We start from the raw sequence: 23589 nt of genomic DNA on the forward strand, positions 1-23589 counted from the left end.
ATGTTCCCGTAATATTGTTTTACTCTCTTTTAATGTGTCTGCCTGTGTCCGGATGTAAAGCTTCGGAAGGTGTTCTTCAGCAGAAGTACGGGGCAGACGCTGCTTATTTTGAAGGACTCCGCTGTCTTAAAAACAAAAATTATTCCGATGCCTGCCGTTATTTTACCAGTGCGGCTCAAGAGGGTTCTCCGGTTATTGCCCGCCGTGCTTTAAAAGAAAGGGCAGCTTTGGAAGATGTTTCTGCAAGAATCAAAACCTATGAAGAAATCTACAGAAGATATAAAGATAAGGAATCCCGCCGGGAATTGTGCGAACAGTACCTTAAATACCGGCAGCCTAAAAAGATTCTTGATCTGACTTACGGAATTAAATTTGAACCGGAATTTTCTGATGACTTGTATTACAGGTATGAGGCTCTTTCTCAGTGTCACGAAAAAATAGACGGTCAGAGTTTATACAGGTGGTTTGTTGAATTTCCTTTTACAGAACGGCATAAGACTTTTATTGAAGAACATGAGCTGGAGGATGAGGTTCTTCTTTTCAGAAAGTATGTATACGAAAGAAAATATTCCCGGGCTTTGAATTATGTCGAAAAAGTAATGGAAGGAGGGACAAGTCCTCTTCTTTATTCAGATATAGGAAAAACTCTTCTGTATGCTGCACCGGATTACAGAAGTGCGGTAAAGAAGCTTGAAACTGCCGTGATTCCTCTTTCTGATGTGGACAGTTGTTTTTACGGATGGTTTTATATAGGCCGCCTTAGTTCAAAGACAGGTGATGTTAATTCTGCAATGGCTGCTTTTTTGCAGGCAATGCAGTTTGCACAGGATAAGTCAAAATTTGATAATGCCCTCTGGTATTTGTTAAATGAATCTCTCAAGCTTCCTTATACCGAGACGATAAATCTGATTGCCGTTTATGCTCCTCACTGGCATGATTCTTCATATTACGATGATTTTTTTGAAACTCTGTCAACGAATCTTCTCTCAAAGCAGCTCTGGAAACAGTATCTTGAAGTAACCGGTATTATAGATGGTTTTGCTTCTCAGGAAACCTGCGCAAAATATTTTTACGTAAGCGGAAGACTGATTGAGGAAAGATATATTCCCATGTCTGTAGCTGAGTGTAAACAGCAGAGTGAGGAATACTTTAAAAAAGCAGCCGGATGCAGGACAAATCTTTATTATCTTCTTCTTGCCGGACAGAAAGCCGGTTACAGTCAGAAAGAGATGGAAGAAGCAGTTCTGGATTTTGGCCTTAAGACTTCAGTAAAAGTTAATGCTGATGCAGAGCGGCTTTTAGAAGGTTATGCTGATTATGGATTTCCGGAATATATTTATGATGCATGGAATAAATATTCATCTGAGATTTCCATGGACTGTGCCTGCAAGATTGCCCTCTTCCTTAAACAGTGCGGAGTAAATGAAGAAAGGTATTGCCCCCAGAGTTTAAGAATTGCTTCCCGCAAGATGAATTATCCTGAGAAGAAGTTAACATCGCAGATGCTGGAACTTGCCTTTCCCCGGAATTATTCAGAAGAAGTAACAAAGTGCTGTGAGGATTTTAATCAGAGCGAATATCTTTTATATGCACTTATAAGAAGTGAAAGCTTTTTTGATTCCTCCATACAGAGTCATGCCGGTGCAACAGGACTTACCCAGTTAATGGATTCAACTGCAGGAGATGTAGCAAGAAAACTTAAGGTAAAGGATTATGATCTTACGGACAGTTCTACAAACATCCGCTTCGGTTCCTTTTATCTGGAAGAACTTATTCACCGGATTGATGAAAGTGAACTTCGGGCTTTGTTTTCGTATAATGCCGGAATTACAAACGTGCGCAAATGGATAAAGACGGCATCCATTCTTTTTGGCAGGGAAGATTTCAGTAACGATCTGTTCCTTGAAGCACTGCCTTTTGCAGAAACAAGGGAATACGGACGTAAACTTGTAAGTGCTGCTTCATTATACGGAGAGTTATATTATGGAAAAACTTTTGCTGAGGTGATTCGCCAAATAATGAATTAAGTGTATACTCTTTCATAAATATTTTGTTATCAGGGGTATTTATGAATCCGTTTATGAATGTTCTTCCGAAATTCATGCATTTTTCAAATCTTGGTCCGCGGGTGGCAATAGTTTTAGGTTTAATGCTTTTTTTTGGAACTTGCGGTGGTCATATTTTTCAGAAATTAAAAATTCCTCAGGTTGTAGGATATTTCATAATAGGAATAATACTGGGAGACTCAGGACTGCAGCTTATTCGTCCTGATGTTGTGTCTGCACTGAATCCTATAAGTGTAATTGCCCTTGCCTTCATCGGTTTTCTTGTGGGGGGCGAACTTAAGACTGATGTAATTAAGAAAATGGGAAAGCAGTTTGTAAGCGTGCTTCTCTTTGAATCTCTGGTTCCGGCAGTTGTTGTTGCCATTCTTACAGGTTTTGCAAGTTACTTCTTTACTCATAATGTAGAGCTTTCTTTTTGTTTTGGTATTCTTCTCGGGGCAATCTGTTCTTCAACAGCTCCTGAGGCAACTACAAATGTTCTTCAGGAGTACAGAAGCCGCGGTCCGCTTACGACAATGATTTATGGTCTTGTTGCAATGGATGATGCAGTAGCCCTTATTCTTTTTGCAATTGTTTCTACTGTTGCCGCTCCTATTCTTGGAGGTCATGCAGTTTCTTTCGGAAGGCAGATGCTTAATGTCGTTTACAATGTATTCGGCTCGATAGCCTTCGGTCTTTTACTTGGATGGATACTTTCATTTATATTGAAAAAACTTACCCATCAGGAAGGAAGGGTTCTTTCTTTTACTCTGGGACTTTTACTTTTGTGTACCGGAATTTGTGACAGAATCGGGCTCAGCAATATTCTGGCTGCAATGAGCATTGGTTTTTATATTGCAAACTTTACGGAAAAAAATGTACGCCAGGTATTTGACTTTACGAATAAGTTTACACCGCCTGTCTATGTTCTGTTCTTTGTTGTTGTTGGTGCCAAACTTAATATCTGGGAGATGAAGCCTCTTCTGATTGTCCTTGCTGCACTTTATATAATCGGCCGCACTGGCGGAAAGGCTTTAGGTTCATGGTTTGGTGCTTATATTACAAAGGCACCGGTTACTGTTCAGAAATATATGAAGTACTGTCTTTTAAGTCAGGCCGGGGTTGCCATCGGTCTTTCCCTTACGGCAGGAAATTATTTTAAAGATACAATCGGAGACAGTATTCTCCTTATTGTAACTGCTACGACTTTTGTTGCAGAACTTATAGGACCAGTATTTGTTAAAATAGGAATTACAAAAGCTGAAGAAGCCGGCATGAATGTAACTGAGGATGACATCCTTAAGCGTACCCGTGTAAGTGATGTTACCTGGGGAACTGAAAAGGCCTGCGACTGCAACAGCTGTGCAATCGTTGCAGATAATGCTATAATACGGGATATTCTTACACAGTTTGAACGTCATCATTATCAGTCTTTCGTAGTAAAATCTTCTTCTGACGGAAAACTTGAGGGAATAATAACCCTTGCTCACTTAAAGGAAACTCTTCTTATTGGAGAAATGGCAGAAACACTTCTTGCTGTAGATATCATGGACAGACCAGTGTGTACCTGTCATGCAGATACAAGTCTGCCGGATGTGTATGACATGTTCTCCGAAAATGATACGGAAGCAATTCCTATTGTTGATGCTGACGGCAGGGCTCTGGGCGTGCTTGAAAAATTTGCAGCAGACCATTACATTCATACACGTATTCTTGAAGTAAATCGTAAGCTTGAAAGTTTAGGCTGAAAAATTAAATGGAGGCATGATATGGCAGATGAAGCTTTATTGGCAAAAGTAAAGGAAACTCTTGAAGCATTCCGTCCTCAGTTGCGTGCAGACGGTGGTGATATGGAATTTATCAGTATTGATTCAGATAACAAGGTACATCTTCGTCTTACTGGTGCGTGCGGAGACTGTCCGATGGCAATGATGACTCTTAAAATGGGAGTAGAGCGCTATCTTAAAGAAACCTGTCCTGAAATTACTGAAGTTGTACAGGACGAATAATTCTATCAATTAAATATTAAGGAATAACAATGCAGATAACAAAGAATAAATTTGTACAGATTCATTATACTCTCAAAGATGATGCAGGAGATCTTATTGATTCTTCTGTAGAAAAGGAACCGCTTTCATATATCCATGGCAATAATTATCTTCTTCCAAAACTTGAAAGTGAACTTGAAGGAAAAAATCCCGGAGATAAATTTTCTGCTGTTCTCGAACCTGCTGACGGTTATGGCGAAAGAGACGAAAGAATGGTTGCAAAAGTTCCGAGAGAAAACTTTGATACGTCAATGCCTATTGAAGTAGGAATGCAGTTTCAGGCAGATACTCCGGTTGGACCACAGATTGTAAAAGTTACGGAAGTAAATGATGCGACAGTAACTGTTGATGCAAATCACGAGCTTGCAGGTGTACGCCTTCATTTTGACATAGAAGTAATTGATGTTCGTGATGCAACTGAAGATGAAATTAACGCACTTTCACAGGGCTGCGGATGCGGCGGTTGTGGAGGAGACTGCGGCGGTGACTGTAGTTGTGACGGCGGCTGCGGTGGTGGTTGCGGCGGCTGTGCAGGCTGAAATTAAATGACTGTAATAATCTGGTCGGTGTTTACGTTCTTAGGAGCGTCTTTCATAAGAACTTTTACATCGGCTATTGAGTCATAGAGCTTTACCCGTTCAGTGTAAAAGCTGTGAAATATAATCCTTGCTTCTTCAATGGAGCGGGGATTTTTTTTTGCAATATAAGCCGGCAGATTTACGGGAATTCCGTCCGGTCCGATTTTAGCTTCCCGCATTATTCTGTCTGCAGCGACATTTTCCTGCGTGCAGAGAAAAATAAATTTTCCAAGAGGATGAAGGGCGTTCAGGGCTTTTTCGTTATTACAGATTCCTCCGCCGGTTGCAATAACAGCATCCTTTTGTTTTTCAGAAAGTTCCTGAGCAAGCTGAAGGCAGGCTTTTGTTTCTTCGTCTTTAAATGCCTGTTCACCTTTAGTATTGTAAATCTGCCGGGGAGACATGCCGGTGTTGTCAGTTATGAGGCTGTCTATATCGTAAAATGGCATGTTGAGTTTTTCAGAAAGAAGCTTTCCTTGTGCTGATTTTCCGCAGTGTTTTATTCCCATAAGAATTATTGATTCCATAAGAGTCTCCGTCTTTTTATTTGTAAATTAAGAATATTGCCGGAATTTTATTTATTTCAGGTACTTCTGATTTTTTCCATTCAGCAATTGTTTTAGTATGAATGTACTCGGCTTCAGTAGTAATTCCGCAGGCTATGCAGAGTCTTGTATCCGGTCTGCAGCTCTGGAGTATGGTTTCAAACATTTTTATGTTTCTGTAAGGTGCTTCTATAAAAAGCTGAGTCTGATTTTCTTTGCAGGCTCTCGCTTCCAGCTGACGTATTTTTTGTGCCCGTTCTGCCGGTTTTACAGGAAGGTAGCCGTTAAATGCAAAACTCTGACCGTTAAATCCGCTGGCCATTACCGCCATGATCATTGAAGAAGGACCGACTAAAGGAATTACATCCAGATTTTTTTTCTGGGCCATTTCTACAACTGCTGCACCCGGGTCTGCAACTGCAGGACATCCCGCTTCTGAAATTACCCCCATCGGACGTTTGTGTTTTATAAGGGGATCCAGAAAATGTGATATTGTTTTTAAGTCCGTGTGTTCATTTAATTCTGTAAAGTTAAAGTCTTCTATGGGAAGTGAAGAATCTGTCTGAGCCAGAAACCTTCTTGCGGATTTAGTATTTTCTACAATAAAGTCTTTTATTCCGCGAATAATCGTCGTGTTGTAGGATGGAAGAACTTTGTCTATTGCCGTATCGCCTAAGGTAACAGGAATAAGGTACAGCGCCGGTTTAATTTTTTCGTCTGACATTTAGGAGTAGTGTATCATATAAAAATAATTTTTACAGTCTCTTTTTAACTGTATCCTGTCGCAGTCTTTAAGAAAAAGAATGACCTCGGGGACTTGAATCTGTTATAATTAAAAAAAATATGTTTAATTAGTATTGACAAATAATTGCATACAACCTATTATTTAATTGTACACAATCTTTTAGCAGGAGAAGACAGATGGAAAATATTCAGGATGAAGTTTTTGATGCAGCTGTAATCGGTACGGGCCCTGCAGGAATTTCTGCAGCAATTACTCTTACCGTCAGAAATAAGAAAGTTCTTCTTCTCGGGTCCCGCAGTTTAAGTGATAAAATCAGCAAGGCTCATGCAGTACGTAATTATCCGGGGCTTCCGGAAATTGCCGGAAATGATTTTCAGAAAAAGATGCTTGAACATCTGGATGTTCTGGGGATTCCTGTTACTGAAGATCAGATAACTGCCTGCTATGCTCTTGGAGATACGTTCAGTCTTACAGGCCGTTCTTCCAGGACTTATACTGCAAAAACTGTAATCATTGCCAGCGGAATAAATTTCGGAAAGCCTTTTGAAGGAGAAGAACAGTTCCTTGGCCGCGGGGTAAGTTATTGTGCAACCTGTGATGCTGCTCTTTATAAAAATAAAACAGTTGCAGTTGTTGCTCAGACAGAAAAAGAAGAAAGTGAAGCTGCTTTTCTTGCGGAAAACTGTGCTGAAGTTTATTACATTCCCATGTATAAAAAAGAAGATATTCATTTTGAATCTTCTAAGGTAAAAGTTATACAGGATGCCGTTGTTTCTGTAAGCGGCGGTATGAAAGTACAGAAACTTGTTCTTAAAAATCAGGAACTGGATGTTGACGGAGTATTTATTCTTCGTGACAGCGTAAAGCCTTCCCAGCTTGTTCCCGGAATTGAACTTGACGGAAATCATATTGCAGTTGACCGTCAGTGCAGGACAAACTTAAAAGGCTGCTTTGCCTGTGGTGACATAACCGGTGCTCCATATCAGTATATAAAAGCTGCGGGAGAAGGAAATGTTGCAGCCCTTAGTGCTGTGGAATATCTTAAATAAAAAGTAAAGTCGGGTTGCATTGCAACTGTAAAAAAATATAAAACAGGAGACTATTATGGTAAAACAGATTTCAGAGTCAGAATTTGATGAAGCAGTAAAAAGCGGCGTTAGTGCAGTTGATTTTTCTGCAGTGTGGTGCGGTCCATGCAAAATGCTTGGTCCTGTATTTGAAAAGATTTCTGAAAAGTATGAAGGCAAGATTAATTTCTACAAAGTTGATGTAGATGAAGCTCCAAACCTCTGTCAGAAACTTGGAATCATGAGTGTTCCTGCAGTGTATCTGTTTAAGGATGGGGCACAGGTTGCAACAAACATTGGTTTTGTCCCGGAAGCTCAGCTTGAAGCCTTCATTACACAGTAGTCAGGTTTTATTGAGTTAAAAAAAAAAGCTGTTCCTGTCCGAATCTTAAGTTTGTAAAAAAACTTACTTCATCAGAAACAGCCTTTTTTTATTTTATATTAGTTTTTTTTTATTTTCCGATAATGTCTCTTGCAAGGATCTTTGCAATGTTAGGACGCTTTACCAGATCTCCCTTAAGACCTTCTTCACGTGCTTTGTTTACGTAAGCCGGATCCTGGAAGCTGTACTTGAAGTTTGTATGAACGTCATAAGTTCCCTTCATGAGGGCATAAGCATCTTCTGTCATAACAAGCTCTTCGTCTGTAGGAATAACAAAAATCTTTGTTTTTGAATCATCTGCATGAATGTAAGTTTCTGCATTTCCAGTGAAAGACCATTCATTGCGCTGTGCATCAATCTTGATACCGTAGTTTTCAAGTCCTGAACATGCCTTCATACGTGTGATTGGTCCGCGTTCTCCTACACCGGCTGTCCATACAATTGCATCAACATGACCGAGTTCAGCCATAAATGCACCGATGTACTTCTTGATGCGGAGGGCTTCCATTTCGATAGAAAGCTGGCAGAGTTTGTCTCCTTTTGCAGCGTCAATTTCGATATCGCGGCGGTCAGAATATTTTCCTGTAATACCAAGACATCCGCACTTCTTATTTAAAGCTTTGTCCATTTCGTCAGCAGACATTCCAGTTTTGCGCATGATGTAGAAAGGAAGGGCAGGGTCAAGATCTCCGGAACGGGTTCCCATTACGAGACCTTCGAGAGGTGTAATACCCATTGTTGTATCGTAGCAGACACCGTTTTTAACGGCACACATTGAAGAACCGTTTCCGATGTGGCAGATGATGAGGTTGCAGTCTTTAGGATCTTTTCCAAGAAGTACTGCAGCGCGTTTTGCTGTGTAAAGGAAGGAAGTTCCATGGAAACCGTAGCGGCGTGCTGCATACTTTTCGTACCATTCACGTGGAATTGCATACTGGAAAGTTTCTTCCGGCATTGTCTGGTGCCATGCTGTATCCATGATTGCTGAATGAGGAACATTTGGCATTACTTTCTGTGCTGCTTCAATACCCATGATGTTTGCAGGCATGTGAAGAGGACCAAGATCTACAACTTCACGGAATCCGTCAAGAACTTCCGGTGTAATGAGAACTGATTTTGTGAATTTTTCTCCGCCATGAAGTACACGGTGTCCTACAGCTCCGATTTCGTCCATGGATTTGATTACGCCTACTTCCGGGTCTGTTATTTCTTTGATGATAAGTTCAATTGCTTCTTTGTGGGTAGGGCATGGGCTTGTGATTTCAGTTTTCTTTCCTTTTGCTTTGTGTGTGATGCAGGAACCTTCAATTCCGATGCGTTCAACTACACCGTTTGCCATAACTTCTTTGTTGTCCCAGTCATAAACCTGGTACTTTGCAGAGGATGAACCGCAGTTCAATGTTAAGATTACCATAATTTCTTTCCTGAAAAATAGAATTGATAGAATGTGGGTGGGTGTCTGTCAGGATTAGCGAGGCAGGCAGGGCACTCAGATATTCACATAGTATAAAAAAAAATCCTGCTCTTTTCAACCAAAGAAAGGGGATGACCAATAAGTTCAAAAACTGTCATTTTCGGGCTGTCAACAACTTTTTATAAGTGTCATTTTCGGGGTTGACCCGAAAATCCCCCCTGCGTGAGATTGCCCGGTCAAGCCGGGCAATGACAGGGGAGACAAGTAGGGCAATGACAGGGTGTCGAGCACGGCAATGACTCATACTTATTGGACAGCCCGTGTGTTTACTTTAATCAGCCCCTTCTTAAGAAGCCTGTTTCAAGATCTATTTTTGCACGTTCCTTCATCTGGTAGTGCATTTTTTTGCCTGTAGCCGTGCGGGGAATTTCTTTTATTATTGCGTAATAGCGCGGCCGTTTATACTTTGACAGCATGGGACTGTTTTTGCAGAACTCAGAAATTTCTTCAATAGTAACGGAAGGATCTTCGGCAACTATATATGCAGCGACAGCCTGTCCACGGATTTTGTCAGGAACTGAAGTAACTATGCAGTCCTTTACTTTGGGATGTTCGTTTACAGCTTCTTCAATTTGTGTCGGGTAAATGTTTTCTCCGCTGACAACCATCATGTCGTCTTTTCTTCCCCTGATTGTAACAACCCAGTTTTCATCCCAGGTTCCGGTGTCTCCAGTGTAGTACCAGCCTTTATAGTAACGTTCCTGCGTTATTTTTTCATTCTTGTAATATGAGCAGGAAGATTTTGCCGGACTTTTTATGATTATTTCTCCTTCAGAAATGCGGTCATGTTCTTCCATTTCTTCCGGTTCTGCGCGACGGTCTTCGTATATTTTTACTACGCGGACTTCATCATCAATACAGCTGCTTCCTACTGAACCTGCTCCATCCGGCAGGTCATACGGGCGTAAGAAAGAGTTCCAGAAGGTTTCTGTAGTTCCATAACCGTTGAAAATATTTGGAGTAAGGGCGTTACTGTATCTGATGCAGTCTGATCTGCTTAAGGGTGCTCCCATTGTGATGATACCCTTAAGGGATGAAATGTCTTTTTTATCTCTTTCCTGAATTTTAGAAAGCATTTCAAGATTTGCCGGTGCGCCCATTAAAAAGGTAATCTTGTATTTTGAAGTCCAGTCAAGAACCGTCTGAGGTTTGAAATTCCTCATTACAACAATTGATGCACCTACATAAAAAGCCGGTCCGGGACCTGCACAGTGACATCCTCCTCTGTGAAACCATGGAGTCATGTTAAGTGTTCTGTCCAGCCTGCTGAGTGGATACTGCATTATAACGTCATGAGCAGAAAGAACTTCATTTATGTCATTGATTGGAACTGATTTAGGAAGTGCCGTTGTTCCTGATGTACACAGTCTGAGAACTTCATCATAAATATGAGGCCTGCATTCCATCTGCGGGTCTGTGTCAGGCATGGACTTTATGAAGTCTCCGTATGAAATCTGTCCTTCAGGAACTGAAATTTTTTCTATATTATCTGCCAGTATTACTACTGCCGGTTTATGCTCAGAAAGTTTTACGGCCTGTGTTACAACTTCTGATGCGTTTGCTGAATAAATGATTGCCTTAGGTTTGTTGTGGTCTATGAGAAGTGCCATTTCTCCTGCTGCAAGCTGGGCATTGGCTGCAAGAAGTATTGCACCTATTTTCCTTGGAGCTATATAACTGATTGCAAAGGAAGGACTGTTTCTTAAAGCTGCCATAACGACATCGTTTTTTCCAAGACCTGCATTTTTAAGAGCAGCAGCAAACTTATTTGCTTCACTGTTAAGCTGTTCGTAGGTTAATGTAAGGTTCTGGTCAGGATCGATTAAGGCAGTTGATTTAGAGTAACGCCTTACATTGCGCATGAAGCCGTTGAGCCAGGTGTATTCATGCTCAAAGGTATCACGAAACATACGGTCATCGTAGGTTCTGTTAATCATTTCGTTTGTGTGCATTTCGCCTTTGTTTTTTATAAGTTTTCCGGAATTAATCAGTTCTTTTACGTAATTAGAAACTGTCTGTCTTGTCAGTTTGCAGTGTACGGCAAGTTCCTTGAATGATATTGAAGGTTTAGAACTTATGCTTTGAAGGATTTTTTGAAGGATATCAGATTTTTTTGTTTGTGTCAGTTTCATTCTGAAATAATACTTATTACAACAGGAGAAGTCAACTTTAGAAAATGTAAAGTTTATTTTAACATTTTGTGTTAGTTTAAGCAGACTGAGAGTGTAAAAAAAAGGTGCCGGAAGATAATACTTCAGACACCTTCAGTTTTTGTCGTATTGCCGCTATTTGTGATTAGAATCCGTAATCGTAATCATAGTTATAGTTGTAATCATCATAGTTATAGCTGTAATCATCATAGCCGTAACTGTAATCATCATAGTCGTATGATTTTTTCTTTGAACCGAAAGCTTCGTTTAGTTTATCATTGAGTTCGTATTTGTCAGAAAACTCCATAAGCTGCTGGTACAGTTCATAAGTATTTTTTGCATCTAAGAAGGCATAAGTTTCTTTATTGTCATCATCATAGAATTTAATTGAAAGAGAAATGTTAATGCCGTCAAAGAGTTTTTCAAAGTCTGCTTTTGGAATTTCTTTTCCTTCTTTTAAATCCTCAAGCACAGAAGAATTGTCTGTTATTTTTGAAATAGCATCGTTATTTTCTTTTGCGGAGAAGTTAAATGTGAGAATTGCTTTTCCACCTACACCATTTGGTGCTGCAAATGAAAGGGCTGAAGAAAGGGAAACTTTAACTGCAGCATTGAAGTTTTCCGGAGGCATGCTGGTGCCTTTAAAAGCTCCGTCTGCGCCTGCAGAAGCTTTTATAGAAAAATACTTCAACATTGAATCGTCAATTTCAAATTCTGCCGGGTCCAGAGCAAGGGAAGCAGATATTCCTGCACTGAAGTTTCCGTTAACTTTTTTATCACTTCCAGAAACTGATACGTCAGCAGAAGCGTTGTCTATAGAAAAAGAAAGACCGTCGATTTTAGTACTGATTTGACCATAACCAGAGCCTTTTATTAAGCCTGAGTTGTTCTTTGGATCTTTTTTTACTTTTGCTGCTACTTTTATTCCAGGAATGTTTACCATCATTCCTTCCGGTAAATCTGTTGCTTTTCCAGGTGCAGTTGACCATTCAAAATTCGTATTTCCTTTTCTTTGTAAGTCCATGAATGCCTGCTGTGCATCTTCCTGAAAGTCCTGAACTGACTGAGCAAGTTTATTGAGGTATTCACTTCTTTCAAAAGCTCTTCTGTACTGAGAGGCTGTTCTTGCTTTTGCAAGGTAAATATTTGTATTGCTGTGAACTTCCGAAAGCAGATTGCCAAAGGAGTTTTCAATAAAGTCAATCAGTGGATCAGACTTTGCTGAAGAAATAGATTTTGCAGCAGAGATAATGTATGAATCATCCTTGATGAATTTTTTGGCACCGCTGCCTGGTACTGATTCTGCTGAAATGGCAGAGACTGTTCTTACGGAACCGGCCCCTGAAGATGAAGATTCTTCATTCTCTTTAGAACATGAAGAAAAAATGAATGCTGATAAAAGTGCTGTTGCAAGCAGTATTTTTTTCATTTGACTCTCCTTAATTTACGATGTTAATCATCTGATTTTTAAAATAATACAAGAATAATGTTTTTTTGTGTAGTATTTTAAAATTCAGTTAAATATATATAGTATGAAAAGAAATATTTTTTTTATAAGCCTTGTATTTGTCTTTGTCATGGTTTTTTCTGCCTGCAGTTTTTATGAGAATAAGGAGCAGACGGTACTTTCCCTGAAAGTTCCGGAGGAGTTTTCTGATGAGGAGTACTGGATTGTGGAGTACTTTGACAGGAACCGCAGGTTTTGTACAGTAAAAGTCTGCCGGAATGATTCTTTTTCTGTTGCTGTTGCCAGAAATGCAGCCTGTGCCTTTTCTGCAAGACCGTCAGAAGGTGGAAAGGTAAAAACAGAATGTGTTTTAGGAACGGTGTATCCTTACGGCTCTGTTTTAACCAGGGAGGGCTGTCTTGCTTCCTGTGTTTATAATGCTCTGGTGCGTGCCGGCAAAAATAATACGGAAGAACTTTTTGATTTCTTAGACCGCTTTAACTGGAAAAAATTAATGGAAGAGTGTGCCCGGCATCCTGATACTGTTTATGACCTGGACAGGATAATAAAAGCTGTTGCTGCCGGAACTTTTAAAAAAGGTGATTTAAAACCATTGGAAAAATAGCCGGAAGTCTGTACACTTAGAGTATGAGAAAAAATCTTTCTGGAATGGTAAAGTTTGTATTTTTTGCAGCAGCGACTGCTTTTTGTTTTTCTGCCTGCAGTAAAAAAAATACTCGTACTGTTTCCCGTTCAATGCAGAATATCCGTCAGATTGAAGAACTTCACGTAAGTCATGAGTGGTTTTGTTTTGACGGAAACTCCATAAAAGAAACGGAACTTCCGTCTGTTTCTGCAAGTGCTTCGGAAAAACCATGGACGGAAGCTGTGCGTATCAGTTGTGCAGCCAGTGTTCCGGAATCAGAAAATTCTCTTTATAAAGCCTATGCCCTGGTAAACAGATGCGGACTTATCGGGTTTACGGAAGATGGAGCGGATTTGTTCTGTGACAATTCTCTTTTTCTGGACAGTTCCGTACAGGGACTTGTATTTTCTTCAGGCAGTCCTGTTTTTTATCTTTACCGCAGTACCTTTTTCTTTGATGAAAAAAAAGTTTCAAACGCAGCTTCCGGTGTTCAAACTGTAAGGCCATTCCTTGTAGAATTTGACAGCCGTTCAAAAAATTTTTATCCTCTGGTTTCTTACGAAAACATGAATCTTGAAAAAGAAGATCAGGTAACAGGATGTTTCTGGAACGGAGATGTATGGGTTGTAGGGGTAAAAAACGGTTCTCAGAGTGAGATTCAGTTTAAGTATCTGTGGTGGAAGCCTCCTGTTGCTTTAGGAGATTTAAATCCTGCTTTGGGCGGAGAAAATTTCTTTATAAGAAAATCCAGTGAGCAGGAATATCTTTCTGTATGTCTTCCAAAACTTTTTGAGGAAGCACCTCTTGAGTTAAAGACTTTACTGAAGGCTTTGCCTGAAAGTTTTTCTTTTTACGTTTCGTATCGGGATGACAGTGGAACAACGCCTGTAAGTTATTATCATGAAGGCAAGAGCGAACAGAGTGTAAATGCAGTTGCAATGACTTCTGCCGGAAAATCTTATTCAGCAGTTGTTTTTGCTGATGGAACTGTATTTGTAAAAAAACTGGGATTTGATAAAGTCAGTGCATTCAGGCTGCCAAAACTTCCTGACGGATTTGTTTATGGAGAAGCAGCTGTTGCCGGAGACGTTATGTATGCCGCTTGGGAAGAAGGATCTTCATGGCAGACAAAACGTTCCGGTTTTATAAAAGTTAATCTTGCTGATATTTTATAAAAATCATTCCTTCCGGAAGTTCATTTTTTTCTTCCTTGAAGTAAAGGTATCTTAACGGATGAATGTCCAGGGCATTTGTTGACCATCCGCCAACTCTGTCTGCGTTCAGAATGTGATAGCTGATTGAGTGAGAAACAGGAATTATTTCTCCGTCATCAAGCAGCGTCTGTTCTGCCAGAGCAAGATTCTCGTATCTTTTCTGAATGGTATCAGCAACAGATGCTTCGGAAATACAGGCATCTACTTTTTCGTTTGAGTAACCGGCAACGTTAAAGGAACTTCCTGTTTTAAAAAGCTCAAGGAAGGCAAGAGGATCTGCATAATCTCCAACCCAGGCGTACATGAATAAATCTGCATTCCATGATTTAATTGAATAGTTGTACCTGTAATCCGGTGTTGTCTGGGTAATAAGCTGAACTCCAAGAGGCTCCCAGGCTTCTTTAAGAAGTTCTGCCCATGCTTTGCAGTATTCATTGTCGCTTATGGCAAATACAAGAGGTATTTTTTTATTTTTAGGAATACCGGCATTTTTACGGGCATCTTCCATAAGTTCCTTTGCGTCTTCAGCATCAGTTCCTTCGATTCCGTTCAGTTTAGGATAGTTGGAAAGCGGGTATACAAGAGTGGTGGCTTTAACCGGATATTTTTCCCGCAGCTTGTCATATGGAACAGCTTCAATAAGTGCGTTCCTGAAATCGGCTCTGTTCCAGGGTTCGTTTATCGGTTTAAAAAACAGATAAGTGGTGCCGAATATTGTGTTGGCATGAATTGAATCTTTATTGATTATTTTAGATGCATCTGCTACAGAATCAATCCAGTCTGCTTCTCCATTATTGTAGGCGTGGGCATTTGCAGCAGCGTCTTCACTTTTTAATATTTTAATGGAAGGAAGTGCAACAAGAGATGCTTCCCTGTAATTCATGTTTTTTTTAAGCAGTATTTCTTTGTCGCTGTATTTTTCCAGAACAAAAGGACCTGAATAAACATTATCTTTTTCGCTTACGGCAGACAGAGAAAAGTGGCACAGCAGGGCCGGAAGGTGTGCAGTAGGTTCTTTAAGGGTTATAACCAGTGTTTTTTCATCCCGGGCATTTATTCCCAGTTCTGATTCTTTAATTTTTCCGTTCCTGAAATCTGAAACTCCTTCTATGCAGTCAAGAAATGAAGAAAATGATGCGTCCGGAGTTTTAAGAAGTTTTATCCATGACTGTCTGAAAGTCTCTGCTGTAATTTTACTTCCGTCAGAAAAGGCTGCGTCTTCATGAAGGGTAAAGGTCCATTTTTTTTTGTTTCTGGAAACCCTGTAACTTTCACAGATTGCGGGAAGGGGTGCGGCGGAAACCGGGTTATAAGAAAAAAGTCCTTCGTATAATCCGGTCAGAACCTGTGCCTCAGATACATAGCAGGCCGTGTGAGGATTAAGGTTCAGAGGCTGCTCGGATACAATTATCGTAAGTTCATGCTGATTTTTAAATTCAGGATTTTCTTCGGCAAAAAAAGGAACTAATGCTGCCGAAAAAAAAACTGCGGCTGATAGTAATAATTTTTTCATATTAAGATTCTCCGGTGATACCCAGCTTACGCATCTGTTCCTGTTCTTCTTTATAAGAAACATATTCTGCCCTGTGCTGGTTCACTTTTACTAAAACATTTTTTACGGCTGTAAGTTCCATTGAAATGCCTTTTATTTTTGTACGGTCAACTGCGTTTGCCTTGTTTTTGAAATATTCATCAAGAGCGGCACTTTCATTTAAAATTCTGTTGCAGTCTGCCATCTGTCCTGAAAGAAACTCCAGTGCTTTTGTTTCCGGTACGGAAGCGATTTTAGTATAGCCTGGAGTATGCTTTACAGAAAAGGAGGAGTAATAGCGGGACCGTTTTGAAAGTGAGTCTATGAAGCTTGAGAATTGAATTGACTGTCTTTTTTTAGCTTCTGTTTTTTTATCTACTATTACAACGTCATAAATAATAGGCGGCGGCTGAAGTCCCAGGATGTTTCTGAAGAACCTTGCCAGCTTATCCCTGAAGGAGTTGTGTTCGCTCTGGAGAATTTCGCTGTTGGAAAGAAATTTGCGGCAGATAAGGGCTATGTGTTCATAGGAAGTTCCGAGAGTGCGGATTGCTTCCATTAACAGTTCGTGAGTATCAACTGTTTCTTCTTTTTTTGCAGATTTCTTTTCCTGCTGAAAGGCTGCAAGAAGTTTTGCCTGGCGTTCAGCTCTGTCTGCCCCCAGTTCCTCTGCTATGATTTCCTGAATTAGAGGTTCAGCAAAATGCCGCTTAGGCATTGAGGAAGCAAAGTGCTTTCGTATTTCAGCAAGCATTGCAGCAGGAGATGCCATAGCAGTCTGCATGCTGAATGAAGGATTGCCGAATACATTTTTTCTTACTTCAACTTTATAACTTTCTTTCTGATAGTCAGCAAGGGCTTTAAGTCCGTCGTTTATTTCTTTAATTGCTTCCGCACTTTTATGAGTAGTGTCTTTTATCAGGCTGAGAATAATTGGCGGTGCTCCGTTGCGAAGCATTTTTATACAGGTAGCAAGTCCTCTTGTGTTAGGACGGGCTGCATTTTCCGTAAGATTTGACCAGGTGAAAGTGTTGTTGAGTTCCAGCAGCTTGCGGATTTTTTCCATATCAAGCTGTTTTGTTGAGAACTTCATGTAGTTGCATACAAAGTCAACGATGCTCTCATAGTCACTGAATCTTATCCCAAGAACGGTATTGCGTTCATTTTCTGTAAATTCAAGATTTTCAATCTGAATTACGTCTGAGATTTTCTTGTCTTTTTTATATGGGTCAGGCGTCAGCAGGTTTTTATTGACCATAGCTTCAAAGAGATTGCGCACGCAAGTCAAGTGAAGGCGGTAATCTTCCTGAAGTTTAGGCAGCTCCTGTGTGTCAAACCATACGCCTTTTTCTTCAATAGCGGTTATTATTTTACTGTTAAAATCATCTTCTGCCATAAATCCACCTTTACCCTTTAAACATCGGCATAAATTCCAGATTTCTTTAATGGTTGTAAAATTGAATAAAAAGTATTAACCTAGACGAACATATTTTTATTTCTATATTAGAGAAGGTATTGAAAATGGCAGTTGATGAAAAATTGCAGATGGTAAGGCACAGTTGTGCACATGTAATGGCAGAAGCCGTTCTTAATTTGTATCCGGGTACAAAGATCGCTATCGGTCCGGCTATTGAAAACGGATTTTATTATGACTTTGATTTTTCCACTACCACAACCAATACCAAGCCAACAGAAGCAGATTTTGCAGCAATAGAAAAAGAAATGCGTAAGATTCTTGCAGGAAATCATCAGTTTGTAAGAAAGGAAGTTTCTAAGGAAGAAGCTCTTAAGCTTTTTGCTGATCAGCCTTATAAAATTGAACTTATTAAGGATCTTCCTGATGGAGAAACTATTTCTACCTATGAACAGGACGGTTATCTTGATCTTTGCCGCGGACCTCATGTTGAATCAACAAAAGAGATAAACGGACAGGCATTTAAGCTGACAAAAATGGCCGGAGCATACTGGAGGGGAGACAGCGATAAAGCAATGCTTACCCGTATTTACGCAGTATGTTTTTACAAGCCAAATGATCTTAAAGATTATCTTGCAATGCTTGAGGAAGCAGAAAAACGTGATCACCGCAAGCTTGGCGCACAGATGGATCTCTTCCATATTGATCCTGAAGATCCGGGACAGATTTTCTGGCACCCGAACGGATGGCAGATGTATGTAACCCTTCAGGATTATATGAGGCAGAAGGTTCTTGCAGACGGCTATAAGGAAGTTAATACTCCTGCAGTTATGCCGCGCTCTCTGTGGGAACGCTCCGGTCACTGGGGTCATTATCAGAAAAACATGTTCGTAACAGAATCAGAAAAGAGAATCTTTTCTATTAAACCTATGAACTGTCCTGGTGCCCTTGAAATTTTTAACAGCCGCTCACGTTCATACAAGGATCTTCCTCTCCGTCTTGCAGAGTTTGGTCACTGCGTAAGAAATGAACCTAGCGGAACTCTTCACGGAATTATGCGTGTAAGAGGCTTTGTTCAGGATGATGCACATATCATCTGTACTGATGAACAGGTAGAAAGTGAAGTTGCAAAATTCTGTCGACTCCTTAAGGATGTTTATAAGGACTTTGGTTTTGATAAGAATCTTGTTGTAAAACTTTCTACGATGCCGGAAGACCATGTAGGTGATCTTGAAACCTGGCAGCGTGCAGAAAAATCTCTTGGTGCAGCCTGTAACGCAGCCGGTCTTGAATATGAAATTCAGCCTGGTGAAGGAGCATTCTACGGACCGAAACTTGAGTTTAAGCTTTATGATACTCTTGGTCGTGAGTGGCAGTGTGGTACCATTCAGCTTGACTATCAGCTTCCTAGTGCAGAGCGTCTTAATGCCCAGTATATTGGTGCTGACAATCAGAAACATCATCCGGTTATGCTTCACCGTGCAGTTCTTGGTTCTCTTGAACGTTTTATGGGAATCCTTATTGAAAACTATGCCGGAGCATTCCCTGCATGGCTTCATTTTGAACAGGCTGCAGTTGTTCCTGTTAATCCTGAGTTTGCAGATTATGCACAGAAAGTTGCAGATGAACTTGCTGCTGCAGGAATCCGCGTAAACGCTTATACAGATGATGACAACATGAAGAACAAGATTAAGATGATTTCTACAGAGCACAGGACGCCTTATATTCTTGTTGTCGGTGCAAATGAACAGAATGAAGGAACTGTAACGGTACGCTTCAGGTTCAGTTCAAAACTGCCTCAGAAGACAATGAAAATAGAAGAATTTAAGGAATACGTACTTGAAAAAGTTCGTACTCACTATAACGGAATCTAATTAAAAAAAAATGGAGGACCGACAGAAAGATGCTTTTACATTTTTTTTGCCGGTCTTTTTTTTGTTTAGGGGGAATGAATGAAAAAAACAGTACTATGTATGTTTTTGCTCGCTGCAACAGGTCTGGCTTTTGCTTTAAATGTTTCTAAGTATAACGCAAAGGAGTTAAAGAAGTCCGGGGCAGAAACCTTTATAACGGATGAAGAGTCATTTGAGGAATTTCAGGAAAAATATACAGATAAGATTGCAGCTGATCCCCTGATTGGATTTTTTTTAAATGCCGGCGAAAATGAAGATTTTGTCTCTGCAATTGAAAAATGCGGAGATAACATTTCTGAGGAATTTGAAGAGTTTTATATAAGACTGAGCCGTCAGGCAGAACAGTTTGATGCTGCTTACGAAAATACAGGTTATGGAGAAGTTGATTTTACACTGAAACTTCCAAAAAATGCCTTTAAGCCTCTTCAAAAAACAGGACTCACTATTGATCTTCCTTCAACAAAGGGCGTGTTTGCACTAAGTGCGGATACGGCAGATGAAAATAATGTAAATATTACTCTGGATGTTGATTACGAAGCTTCTGTTGTTTTGGATCCTGCAAAAGCTCTCGGAAAGCAGGCAGCAGAATCGATGTTTAAGGATTTACGCTTTTCTGTTGCAGTATATGGAAAAGTTTATGTAAATGCAGATAATGATATTTTACCAGCTGATTTTGATCTTGACGGTTATTTTGATTACGTTAATTCTGCAACGGCAGATATTTCCATCGCAATATATGGTGCTTCTGCATTTAATTCAGATGGAACGGGCGGAAAGGTCATATCAGACTTTACTTTTGGTTATAAAGGAAATCTGACTGAAGATGTAATCGAAAAGGTTGTAACTGCTTATGGTGAATTAATTAATCTGTTTTCTGATTCAGAGACGGAAGTTGATGAAGAACTCTTTAGAAGTCTTCCGTTTACAGTTCATATCGGACAGGAATACTATAATGATAAAAACCAGTTGACTTATGTTGCTGTTGATGAATCAGATCCGTATGAATGTATGTGTAAATTACAGGAAGTTCTGCAGAATGTAGAAACTTCTTTGAATTATTAAAAAAGTAGGCATGATAAAAAGTATGGGAATCTCTAAAAATTGCAATTTTTAGAGATAACTCTGAAAGAGCGATGTTTTAAGTCGTGACATTACAACGACTTAAAACTCGTCGGCATTCTCTAGAAATACACATTAGTGGATTTCTAGAGATGCCCGTATCTTTGTGTATTTTTTATCAGAGGCAGTTGCATTTTAAAGCCGGCAACTGCTATTCGAGATTTTTAATCACGCGATTTGCCGCCAGGGCTTTAAAGGAGAAAAAAATGAAAAAAATTGCAGTAGCATTAGTTACGCTTGTTGTTTCGGCAATGGCCTGGGGACAGACAAAAATTTCTGAGATTTCGGCAAAGGATTTAAAGAAATCCGGTACAAAACAGTTTATTACTGATGCAGAAAGTTTTAAGGCTTATAAGGAAAGTTGTGCTGGTTTAGCATCGGATCCTTTTATGACTTATTTTATGAATATTAATGCAAATGAAAAATTTCTTTCTGCTGTAGAAGATTGCGGAGATGCACTTTCTGATGAAGTAGATGCATTTGCAATAAGAGTTGAAGAGCAGGGCGGACAGCTGGAAAATTCTTATAAAACAACTGGAAATGGAAAGGTTGATTTTACTATTAACCTTCCAAAAAAAGCTTTTAAGTCTTTTGCAAAGATGGGCCTTAATATTGAAGTTCCTGTAAGTGCCGGACTTTTCAGCATAAAGAATTCTTCTGATGATGAAAGCAGTGCAGAGCTTTTAATAGATGCTGATTATGAAGCAAAACTTGGTATTGATACTAAGAAACTTCTTGGAAAAGATGCTGCTTCATCAGTTATAAAAGATATGCAGATGGCAATGGGGTTTGTTGCAAAGGCTGAATTAAATGTAGATAAAAACTTTATAGATGATTCAGATTCGTTTGACAACTTCCTTAAATATGTAAACTCAAGTAATATTGATGCAAAATTTGTGTTGTATGCAGGTTCTTCTATTGATTCCGGAGAATTTGGTGGAAAGTGTGTTATTGATTTTACAATTGGTTATAAAGGAAAACTTAATGCTGCAGTAATAGAGAAACTTTCTGCTACTTATGCTGAATTTATGAAAATGTGCACAGGAACAGAAGCTGATATGGAAGTATTTAAATCTTCACCATTGTATATGCACATTGGTTATTCTTTCTATGATGACAAAAATAATTTGACTTATGTAGTAGCAGATGAATCCGACCTTTACAAATGTATGGTTAAATTTCAGGATGCTTTAGCAACAGCCGGAGTTATCCGCTAAGTTTTTCTTAGTTCTGAGGGCAGTTGTTTTCCTTAAAACAGGAAGGCAGCTGCTTTTTTTTATGCCCGGAAGAAAAAAAATTTGCCTATTTGTCAGATTTTTAGTATCTTGTGCAGTAACAAATTGTATTTTATTTCATATAAATAGGAGCAGATAAAATGGCTAAACAGTTAGTTTACAGTGAAGAAGCACGCAAAAAGATGCTCAGCGGTGTTGAGCAGATTGCAAAGGCAGTTAAGGTAACACTTGGACCTTGCGGACGTCTTGTTATGCTGGACAAAAAATATGGTTCTCCAACTATTACTAAAGACGGCGTTTCAGTTGCAAAAGAAGTTGAGCTGAAAGATCCTTTTGAAAACATGGGAGCTCAGCTTGTTCGTGAAGTTTCTTCAAAGACAAATGATGTTGCCGGAGACGGAACTACAACAGCTACTGTTCTTGCTTATGCTATTGTTCGTGAAGGTCTTAAAGCAGTTTCTGCCGGAATGACTCCAATTGAAATTAAACGCGGTATTGATAAGGCAACAGCTCTTGCCATTGCAGAAGTTAAAAAGAACAGCCGCGCAGTTAAGGGTAATGATGATATTACTCACGTTGCAACAATTTCTGCTAACAATGACCCTGAAATCGGTAAAATTCTTGCTGAAGCTATCGAAAAGGTTGGTAAAGACGGTGTAATCACTGTTGAAGAATCAAAGAACATGGATACAACTGTTAAAACTGTAGAAGGTATGCAGTTTGACCGCGGTTACATCAATGCTTACTTTGTAAATGACCGTGACAGAATGGAATGCAATTACGAAAATCCATACATTCTTATTCACGACGAAAAAATCAGCACTATGAAGGACCTCCTTCCTTTACTTGAAAAAGTAGCTCAGACAGGAAGACCTCTTGTTATCATTGCAGAAGATGTTGACGGTGAAGCTCTTACAACTCTTGTCGTAAACTCTATCCGTGGAACTCTTAAGTGTGTTGCCGTTAAGGCTCCTGGTTTCGGTGACCGCAGAAAGGAAATGCTTAATGATATTGCAATTCTTACAGGCGGAAAAGTTATTACTAAGGATCTTGGCCTTAAACTTGAAAGTGCAACCCTTGAAGATCTTGGTACAGCTAAGTCTGTTAAGATTGATAAAGACAATACAACTATCGTAGACGGTGCTGGTGATAAGGATACAATTTCTGCCCGCATTGCAGAAATTAAGGCTGCCGTAGAAAAGTCTACTTCTGATTATGACAAGGAAAAGCTTAAGGAACGCCTTGCAAAGCTTTCTGGCGGTGTTGCCGTAATTGAAATCGGTGCCATTACAGAAACAGAAATGAAAGAAAAGAAGTTCCGCGTTGAAGATACGCTTGCTGCAACCCGTGCTGCCCTTGAAGAAGGTATTGTATCTGGTGGTGGACTTGCACTTATCGAAGCAAGCAAAGTTCTTGATGCAGACAAGGCTGATCTTTACGGAGACGAAAAGGTTGGTTTCCAGATTGTTAAGCGTGCTCTTGAAGAACCAATCCGTCAGATTGCAGAAAATGCAGGTGTAGACGGTGCTGTTATTGCAGACAAGGCTAAGAATGAAAAACCTGGTGTCGGATATAACGCTGCAAAGGGTGAATGGGTTAACATGATGGATGCAGGTATTATTGACCCTGCAAAGGTAACCCGCTGTGCATTGCAGAATGCAGCTTCTGTTGCCGGCATGCTTCTTACAACTGAATGTGCCATTACAGATATTCCTGAACCGCCTGCTGCAGCTCCAGCTGCTCCAGATATGGGTGGAATGGGATACTAAGGTAAAATCTAGATAGGGACAGTTAATTTATGCTGTCCTGTCTTTTAACTGAAGGCTCCTGCTTTCTTAATTGAAGGCGGGAGCCTTTTTTTTTATTCAACTCCATTACTATAGCAATGGAGTACTTTAAACATTGACATGTTTAAAGTACATCCCTTCTGAAAAAAAAAGGAGGAGAAAATTTTTATGTCAGATGTAAGTAAGAGTCATTATGACGGTTATGCATTTAAGCTTTGGCTATAGAAGTAAGTGTACCAGAATTGTGAT

At 39.8% G+C, this 23589-nt stretch carries 19 protein-coding genes; 12 read left to right on the forward strand and 7 right to left on the reverse strand.

Annotated features, from left to right (window positions below; translation table 11 throughout):
* The first annotated feature begins 44 nt into the window (after nucleotides 1-44).
* The 4 genes from HNP77_RS12505 to HNP77_RS07655 are packed head-to-tail and all read left to right on the forward strand — an operon-like array spanning nucleotide 45 to nucleotide 4632.
* A complete protein-coding gene (locus HNP77_RS12505; protein WP_184652581.1) occupies nucleotides 45-2027 on the forward strand; it encodes a flagellar assembly lytic transglycosylase in 1983 nt (660 codons plus the stop codon).
* Nucleotides 2028-2068: 41 nt separating this feature from the next.
* Nucleotides 2069-3793: a cation:proton antiporter domain-containing protein gene (locus HNP77_RS07645; RefSeq protein WP_246428880.1), complete on the forward strand. Its 1725-nt coding sequence runs from the start codon at nucleotides 2069-2071 to the stop codon at nucleotides 3791-3793.
* 21 nt (nucleotides 3794-3814) lie between these two features.
* Nucleotides 3815-4054: a NifU family protein gene (locus HNP77_RS07650; protein ID WP_184652582.1), complete on the forward strand. Its 240-nt coding sequence runs from the start codon at nucleotides 3815-3817 to the stop codon at nucleotides 4052-4054.
* A gap of 29 nt (nucleotides 4055-4083) precedes the next feature.
* Nucleotides 4084-4632, forward strand: a complete 549-nt coding sequence (locus HNP77_RS07655; protein WP_184652583.1) for an FKBP-type peptidyl-prolyl cis-trans isomerase — start codon at nucleotides 4084-4086, stop codon at nucleotides 4630-4632.
* A gap of 2 nt (nucleotides 4633-4634) precedes the next feature.
* Here the strand turns inward: HNP77_RS07655 and HNP77_RS07660 are convergent, their stop codons facing one another.
* Nucleotides 4635-5198, reverse strand: a complete 564-nt coding sequence (locus HNP77_RS07660) for a shikimate kinase (protein WP_184652584.1) — start codon at nucleotides 5196-5198, stop codon at nucleotides 4635-4637.
* Nucleotides 5199-5214: 16 nt separating this feature from the next.
* Complete coding sequence (locus tag HNP77_RS07665) at nucleotides 5215-5940, reverse strand: SAM-dependent methyltransferase (protein WP_221266551.1); 726 nt, start codon at nucleotides 5938-5940, stop codon at nucleotides 5215-5217.
* Between the two features lie 197 nt (nucleotides 5941-6137).
* Between HNP77_RS07665 and HNP77_RS07670 the strand changes: the two genes are divergently transcribed.
* On the forward strand, nucleotides 6138-7010 hold the full coding sequence (locus HNP77_RS07670) for an NAD(P)/FAD-dependent oxidoreductase (protein WP_184652585.1): 873 nt from the start codon (nucleotides 6138-6140) through the stop codon (nucleotides 7008-7010).
* 55 nt (nucleotides 7011-7065) lie between these two features.
* Nucleotides 7066-7371, forward strand: a complete 306-nt coding sequence (trxA, locus tag HNP77_RS07675) for a thioredoxin (RefSeq protein ID WP_184652586.1) — start codon at nucleotides 7066-7068, stop codon at nucleotides 7369-7371.
* 109 nt (nucleotides 7372-7480) lie between these two features.
* Here trxA and HNP77_RS07680 read toward each other — a convergent pair whose 3' ends face one another.
* The 3 genes from HNP77_RS07680 to HNP77_RS07690 all read right to left on the reverse strand — a co-directional run bounded on the left by HNP77_RS07680 (nucleotide 7481) and on the right by HNP77_RS07690 (nucleotide 12463).
* Complete coding sequence (locus HNP77_RS07680; protein ID WP_184652587.1) at nucleotides 7481-8824, reverse strand: acetate kinase; 1344 nt, start codon at nucleotides 8822-8824, stop codon at nucleotides 7481-7483.
* A gap of 335 nt (nucleotides 8825-9159) precedes the next feature.
* Entirely contained in the window at nucleotides 9160-11016 is a 1857-nt protein-coding gene (locus HNP77_RS07685; protein ID WP_184652588.1) for an AMP-binding protein, read from the reverse strand.
* Nucleotides 11017-11179: 163 nt separating this feature from the next.
* Entirely contained in the window at nucleotides 11180-12463 is a 1284-nt protein-coding gene (locus HNP77_RS07690) for a hypothetical protein (protein ID WP_184652589.1), read from the reverse strand.
* Nucleotides 12464-12566: 103 nt separating this feature from the next.
* Here HNP77_RS07690 and HNP77_RS07695 point away from each other — a divergent pair, with 103 nt between their 5' ends.
* The gene (locus HNP77_RS07695) at nucleotides 12567-13106 is read left to right on the forward strand and encodes a hypothetical protein (RefSeq protein ID WP_184652590.1); all 540 of its coding nucleotides are present in this window, start codon (nucleotides 12567-12569) and stop codon (nucleotides 13104-13106) included.
* Nucleotides 13107-13129: 23 nt separating this feature from the next.
* Nucleotides 13130-14302, forward strand: a complete 1173-nt coding sequence (locus HNP77_RS07700; RefSeq protein ID WP_184652591.1) for a DUF8086 family protein — start codon at nucleotides 13130-13132, stop codon at nucleotides 14300-14302.
* Here HNP77_RS07700 and HNP77_RS07705 read toward each other — a convergent pair.
* The gene (locus HNP77_RS07705; protein WP_184652592.1) at nucleotides 14280-15854 is read right to left on the reverse strand and encodes a peptide ABC transporter substrate-binding protein; all 1575 of its coding nucleotides are present in this window, start codon (nucleotides 15852-15854) and stop codon (nucleotides 14280-14282) included. The genes HNP77_RS07700 and HNP77_RS07705 overlap by 23 nt on opposite strands.
* Nucleotide 15855: 1 nt before the next feature.
* Nucleotides 15856-17268: a TP0584 family protein gene (locus tag HNP77_RS07710; protein WP_184652593.1), complete on the reverse strand. Its 1413-nt coding sequence runs from the start codon at nucleotides 17266-17268 to the stop codon at nucleotides 15856-15858.
* 125 nt (nucleotides 17269-17393) lie between these two features.
* Between HNP77_RS07710 and thrS the strand changes: the two genes are divergently transcribed.
* The 4 genes from thrS to groL all read left to right on the forward strand — a co-directional run bounded on the left by thrS (nucleotide 17394) and on the right by groL (nucleotide 23322).
* The gene (gene thrS / locus HNP77_RS07715) at nucleotides 17394-19160 is read left to right on the forward strand and encodes a threonine--tRNA ligase (RefSeq protein WP_184652594.1); all 1767 of its coding nucleotides are present in this window, start codon (nucleotides 17394-17396) and stop codon (nucleotides 19158-19160) included.
* Nucleotides 19161-19238: 78 nt separating this feature from the next.
* The gene (locus tag HNP77_RS07720; RefSeq protein ID WP_184652595.1) at nucleotides 19239-20261 is read left to right on the forward strand and encodes a hypothetical protein; all 1023 of its coding nucleotides are present in this window, start codon (nucleotides 19239-19241) and stop codon (nucleotides 20259-20261) included.
* A 263-nt stretch (nucleotides 20262-20524) separates the two neighbouring features.
* Nucleotides 20525-21535: a hypothetical protein gene (locus tag HNP77_RS07725; protein ID WP_184652596.1), complete on the forward strand. Its 1011-nt coding sequence runs from the start codon at nucleotides 20525-20527 to the stop codon at nucleotides 21533-21535.
* Nucleotides 21536-21693: 158 nt separating this feature from the next.
* Nucleotides 21694-23322, forward strand: coding sequence for a chaperonin GroEL (gene groL, locus HNP77_RS07730; RefSeq protein ID WP_184652597.1), 1629 nt, complete (start codon nucleotides 21694-21696; stop codon nucleotides 23320-23322).
* Nucleotides 23323-23589: the final 267 nt, after the last annotated feature.

The sequence above is a fragment of the Treponema rectale genome, assembly GCF_014202035.1.
Lineage (GTDB): Bacteria > Spirochaetota > Spirochaetia > Treponematales > Treponemataceae > Treponema_D > Treponema_D rectale.

Bases quoted from the DNA above. Each gene is read 5' to 3' on its own strand.
- HNP77_RS07645 (WP_246428880.1), top strand. From the start codon at position 2,069: ATGAATCCGTTTATGAATGTTCTTCCGAAATTCATGCATTTTTCAAAT.
- HNP77_RS07650 (WP_184652582.1), top strand. From the start codon at position 3,815: ATGGCAGATGAAGCTTTATTGGCAAAAGTAAAGGAAACTCTTGAAGCA.
- HNP77_RS07655 (WP_184652583.1), top strand. From the start codon at position 4,084: ATGCAGATAACAAAGAATAAATTTGTACAGATTCATTATACTCTCAAA.
- HNP77_RS07660 (WP_184652584.1), bottom strand. From the start codon at position 5,198: ATGGAATCAATAATTCTTATGGGAATAAAACACTGCGGAAAATCAGCA.
- HNP77_RS07665 (WP_221266551.1), bottom strand. From the start codon at position 5,940: ATGTCAGACGAAAAAATTAAACCGGCGCTGTACCTTATTCCTGTTACC.
- HNP77_RS07670 (WP_184652585.1), top strand. From the start codon at position 6,138: ATGGAAAATATTCAGGATGAAGTTTTTGATGCAGCTGTAATCGGTACG.
- trxA (WP_184652586.1), top strand. From the start codon at position 7,066: ATGGTAAAACAGATTTCAGAGTCAGAATTTGATGAAGCAGTAAAAAGC.
- HNP77_RS07680 (WP_184652587.1), bottom strand. From the start codon at position 8,824: ATGGTAATCTTAACATTGAACTGCGGTTCATCCTCTGCAAAGTACCAG.
- HNP77_RS07685 (WP_184652588.1), bottom strand. From the start codon at position 11,016: ATGAAACTGACACAAACAAAAAAATCTGATATCCTTCAAAAAATCCTT.
- HNP77_RS07690 (WP_184652589.1), bottom strand. From the start codon at position 12,463: ATGAAAAAAATACTGCTTGCAACAGCACTTTTATCAGCATTCATTTTT.
- HNP77_RS07695 (WP_184652590.1), top strand. From the start codon at position 12,567: ATGAAAAGAAATATTTTTTTTATAAGCCTTGTATTTGTCTTTGTCATG.
- HNP77_RS07700 (WP_184652591.1), top strand. From the start codon at position 13,130: ATGAGAAAAAATCTTTCTGGAATGGTAAAGTTTGTATTTTTTGCAGCA.
- HNP77_RS07705 (WP_184652592.1), bottom strand. From the start codon at position 15,854: ATGAAAAAATTATTACTATCAGCCGCAGTTTTTTTTTCGGCAGCATTA.
- HNP77_RS07710 (WP_184652593.1), bottom strand. From the start codon at position 17,268: ATGGCAGAAGATGATTTTAACAGTAAAATAATAACCGCTATTGAAGAA.
- thrS (WP_184652594.1), top strand. From the start codon at position 17,394: ATGGCAGTTGATGAAAAATTGCAGATGGTAAGGCACAGTTGTGCACAT.
- HNP77_RS07720 (WP_184652595.1), top strand. From the start codon at position 19,239: ATGAAAAAAACAGTACTATGTATGTTTTTGCTCGCTGCAACAGGTCTG.
- HNP77_RS07725 (WP_184652596.1), top strand. From the start codon at position 20,525: ATGAAAAAAATTGCAGTAGCATTAGTTACGCTTGTTGTTTCGGCAATG.
- groL (WP_184652597.1), top strand. From the start codon at position 21,694: ATGGCTAAACAGTTAGTTTACAGTGAAGAAGCACGCAAAAAGATGCTC.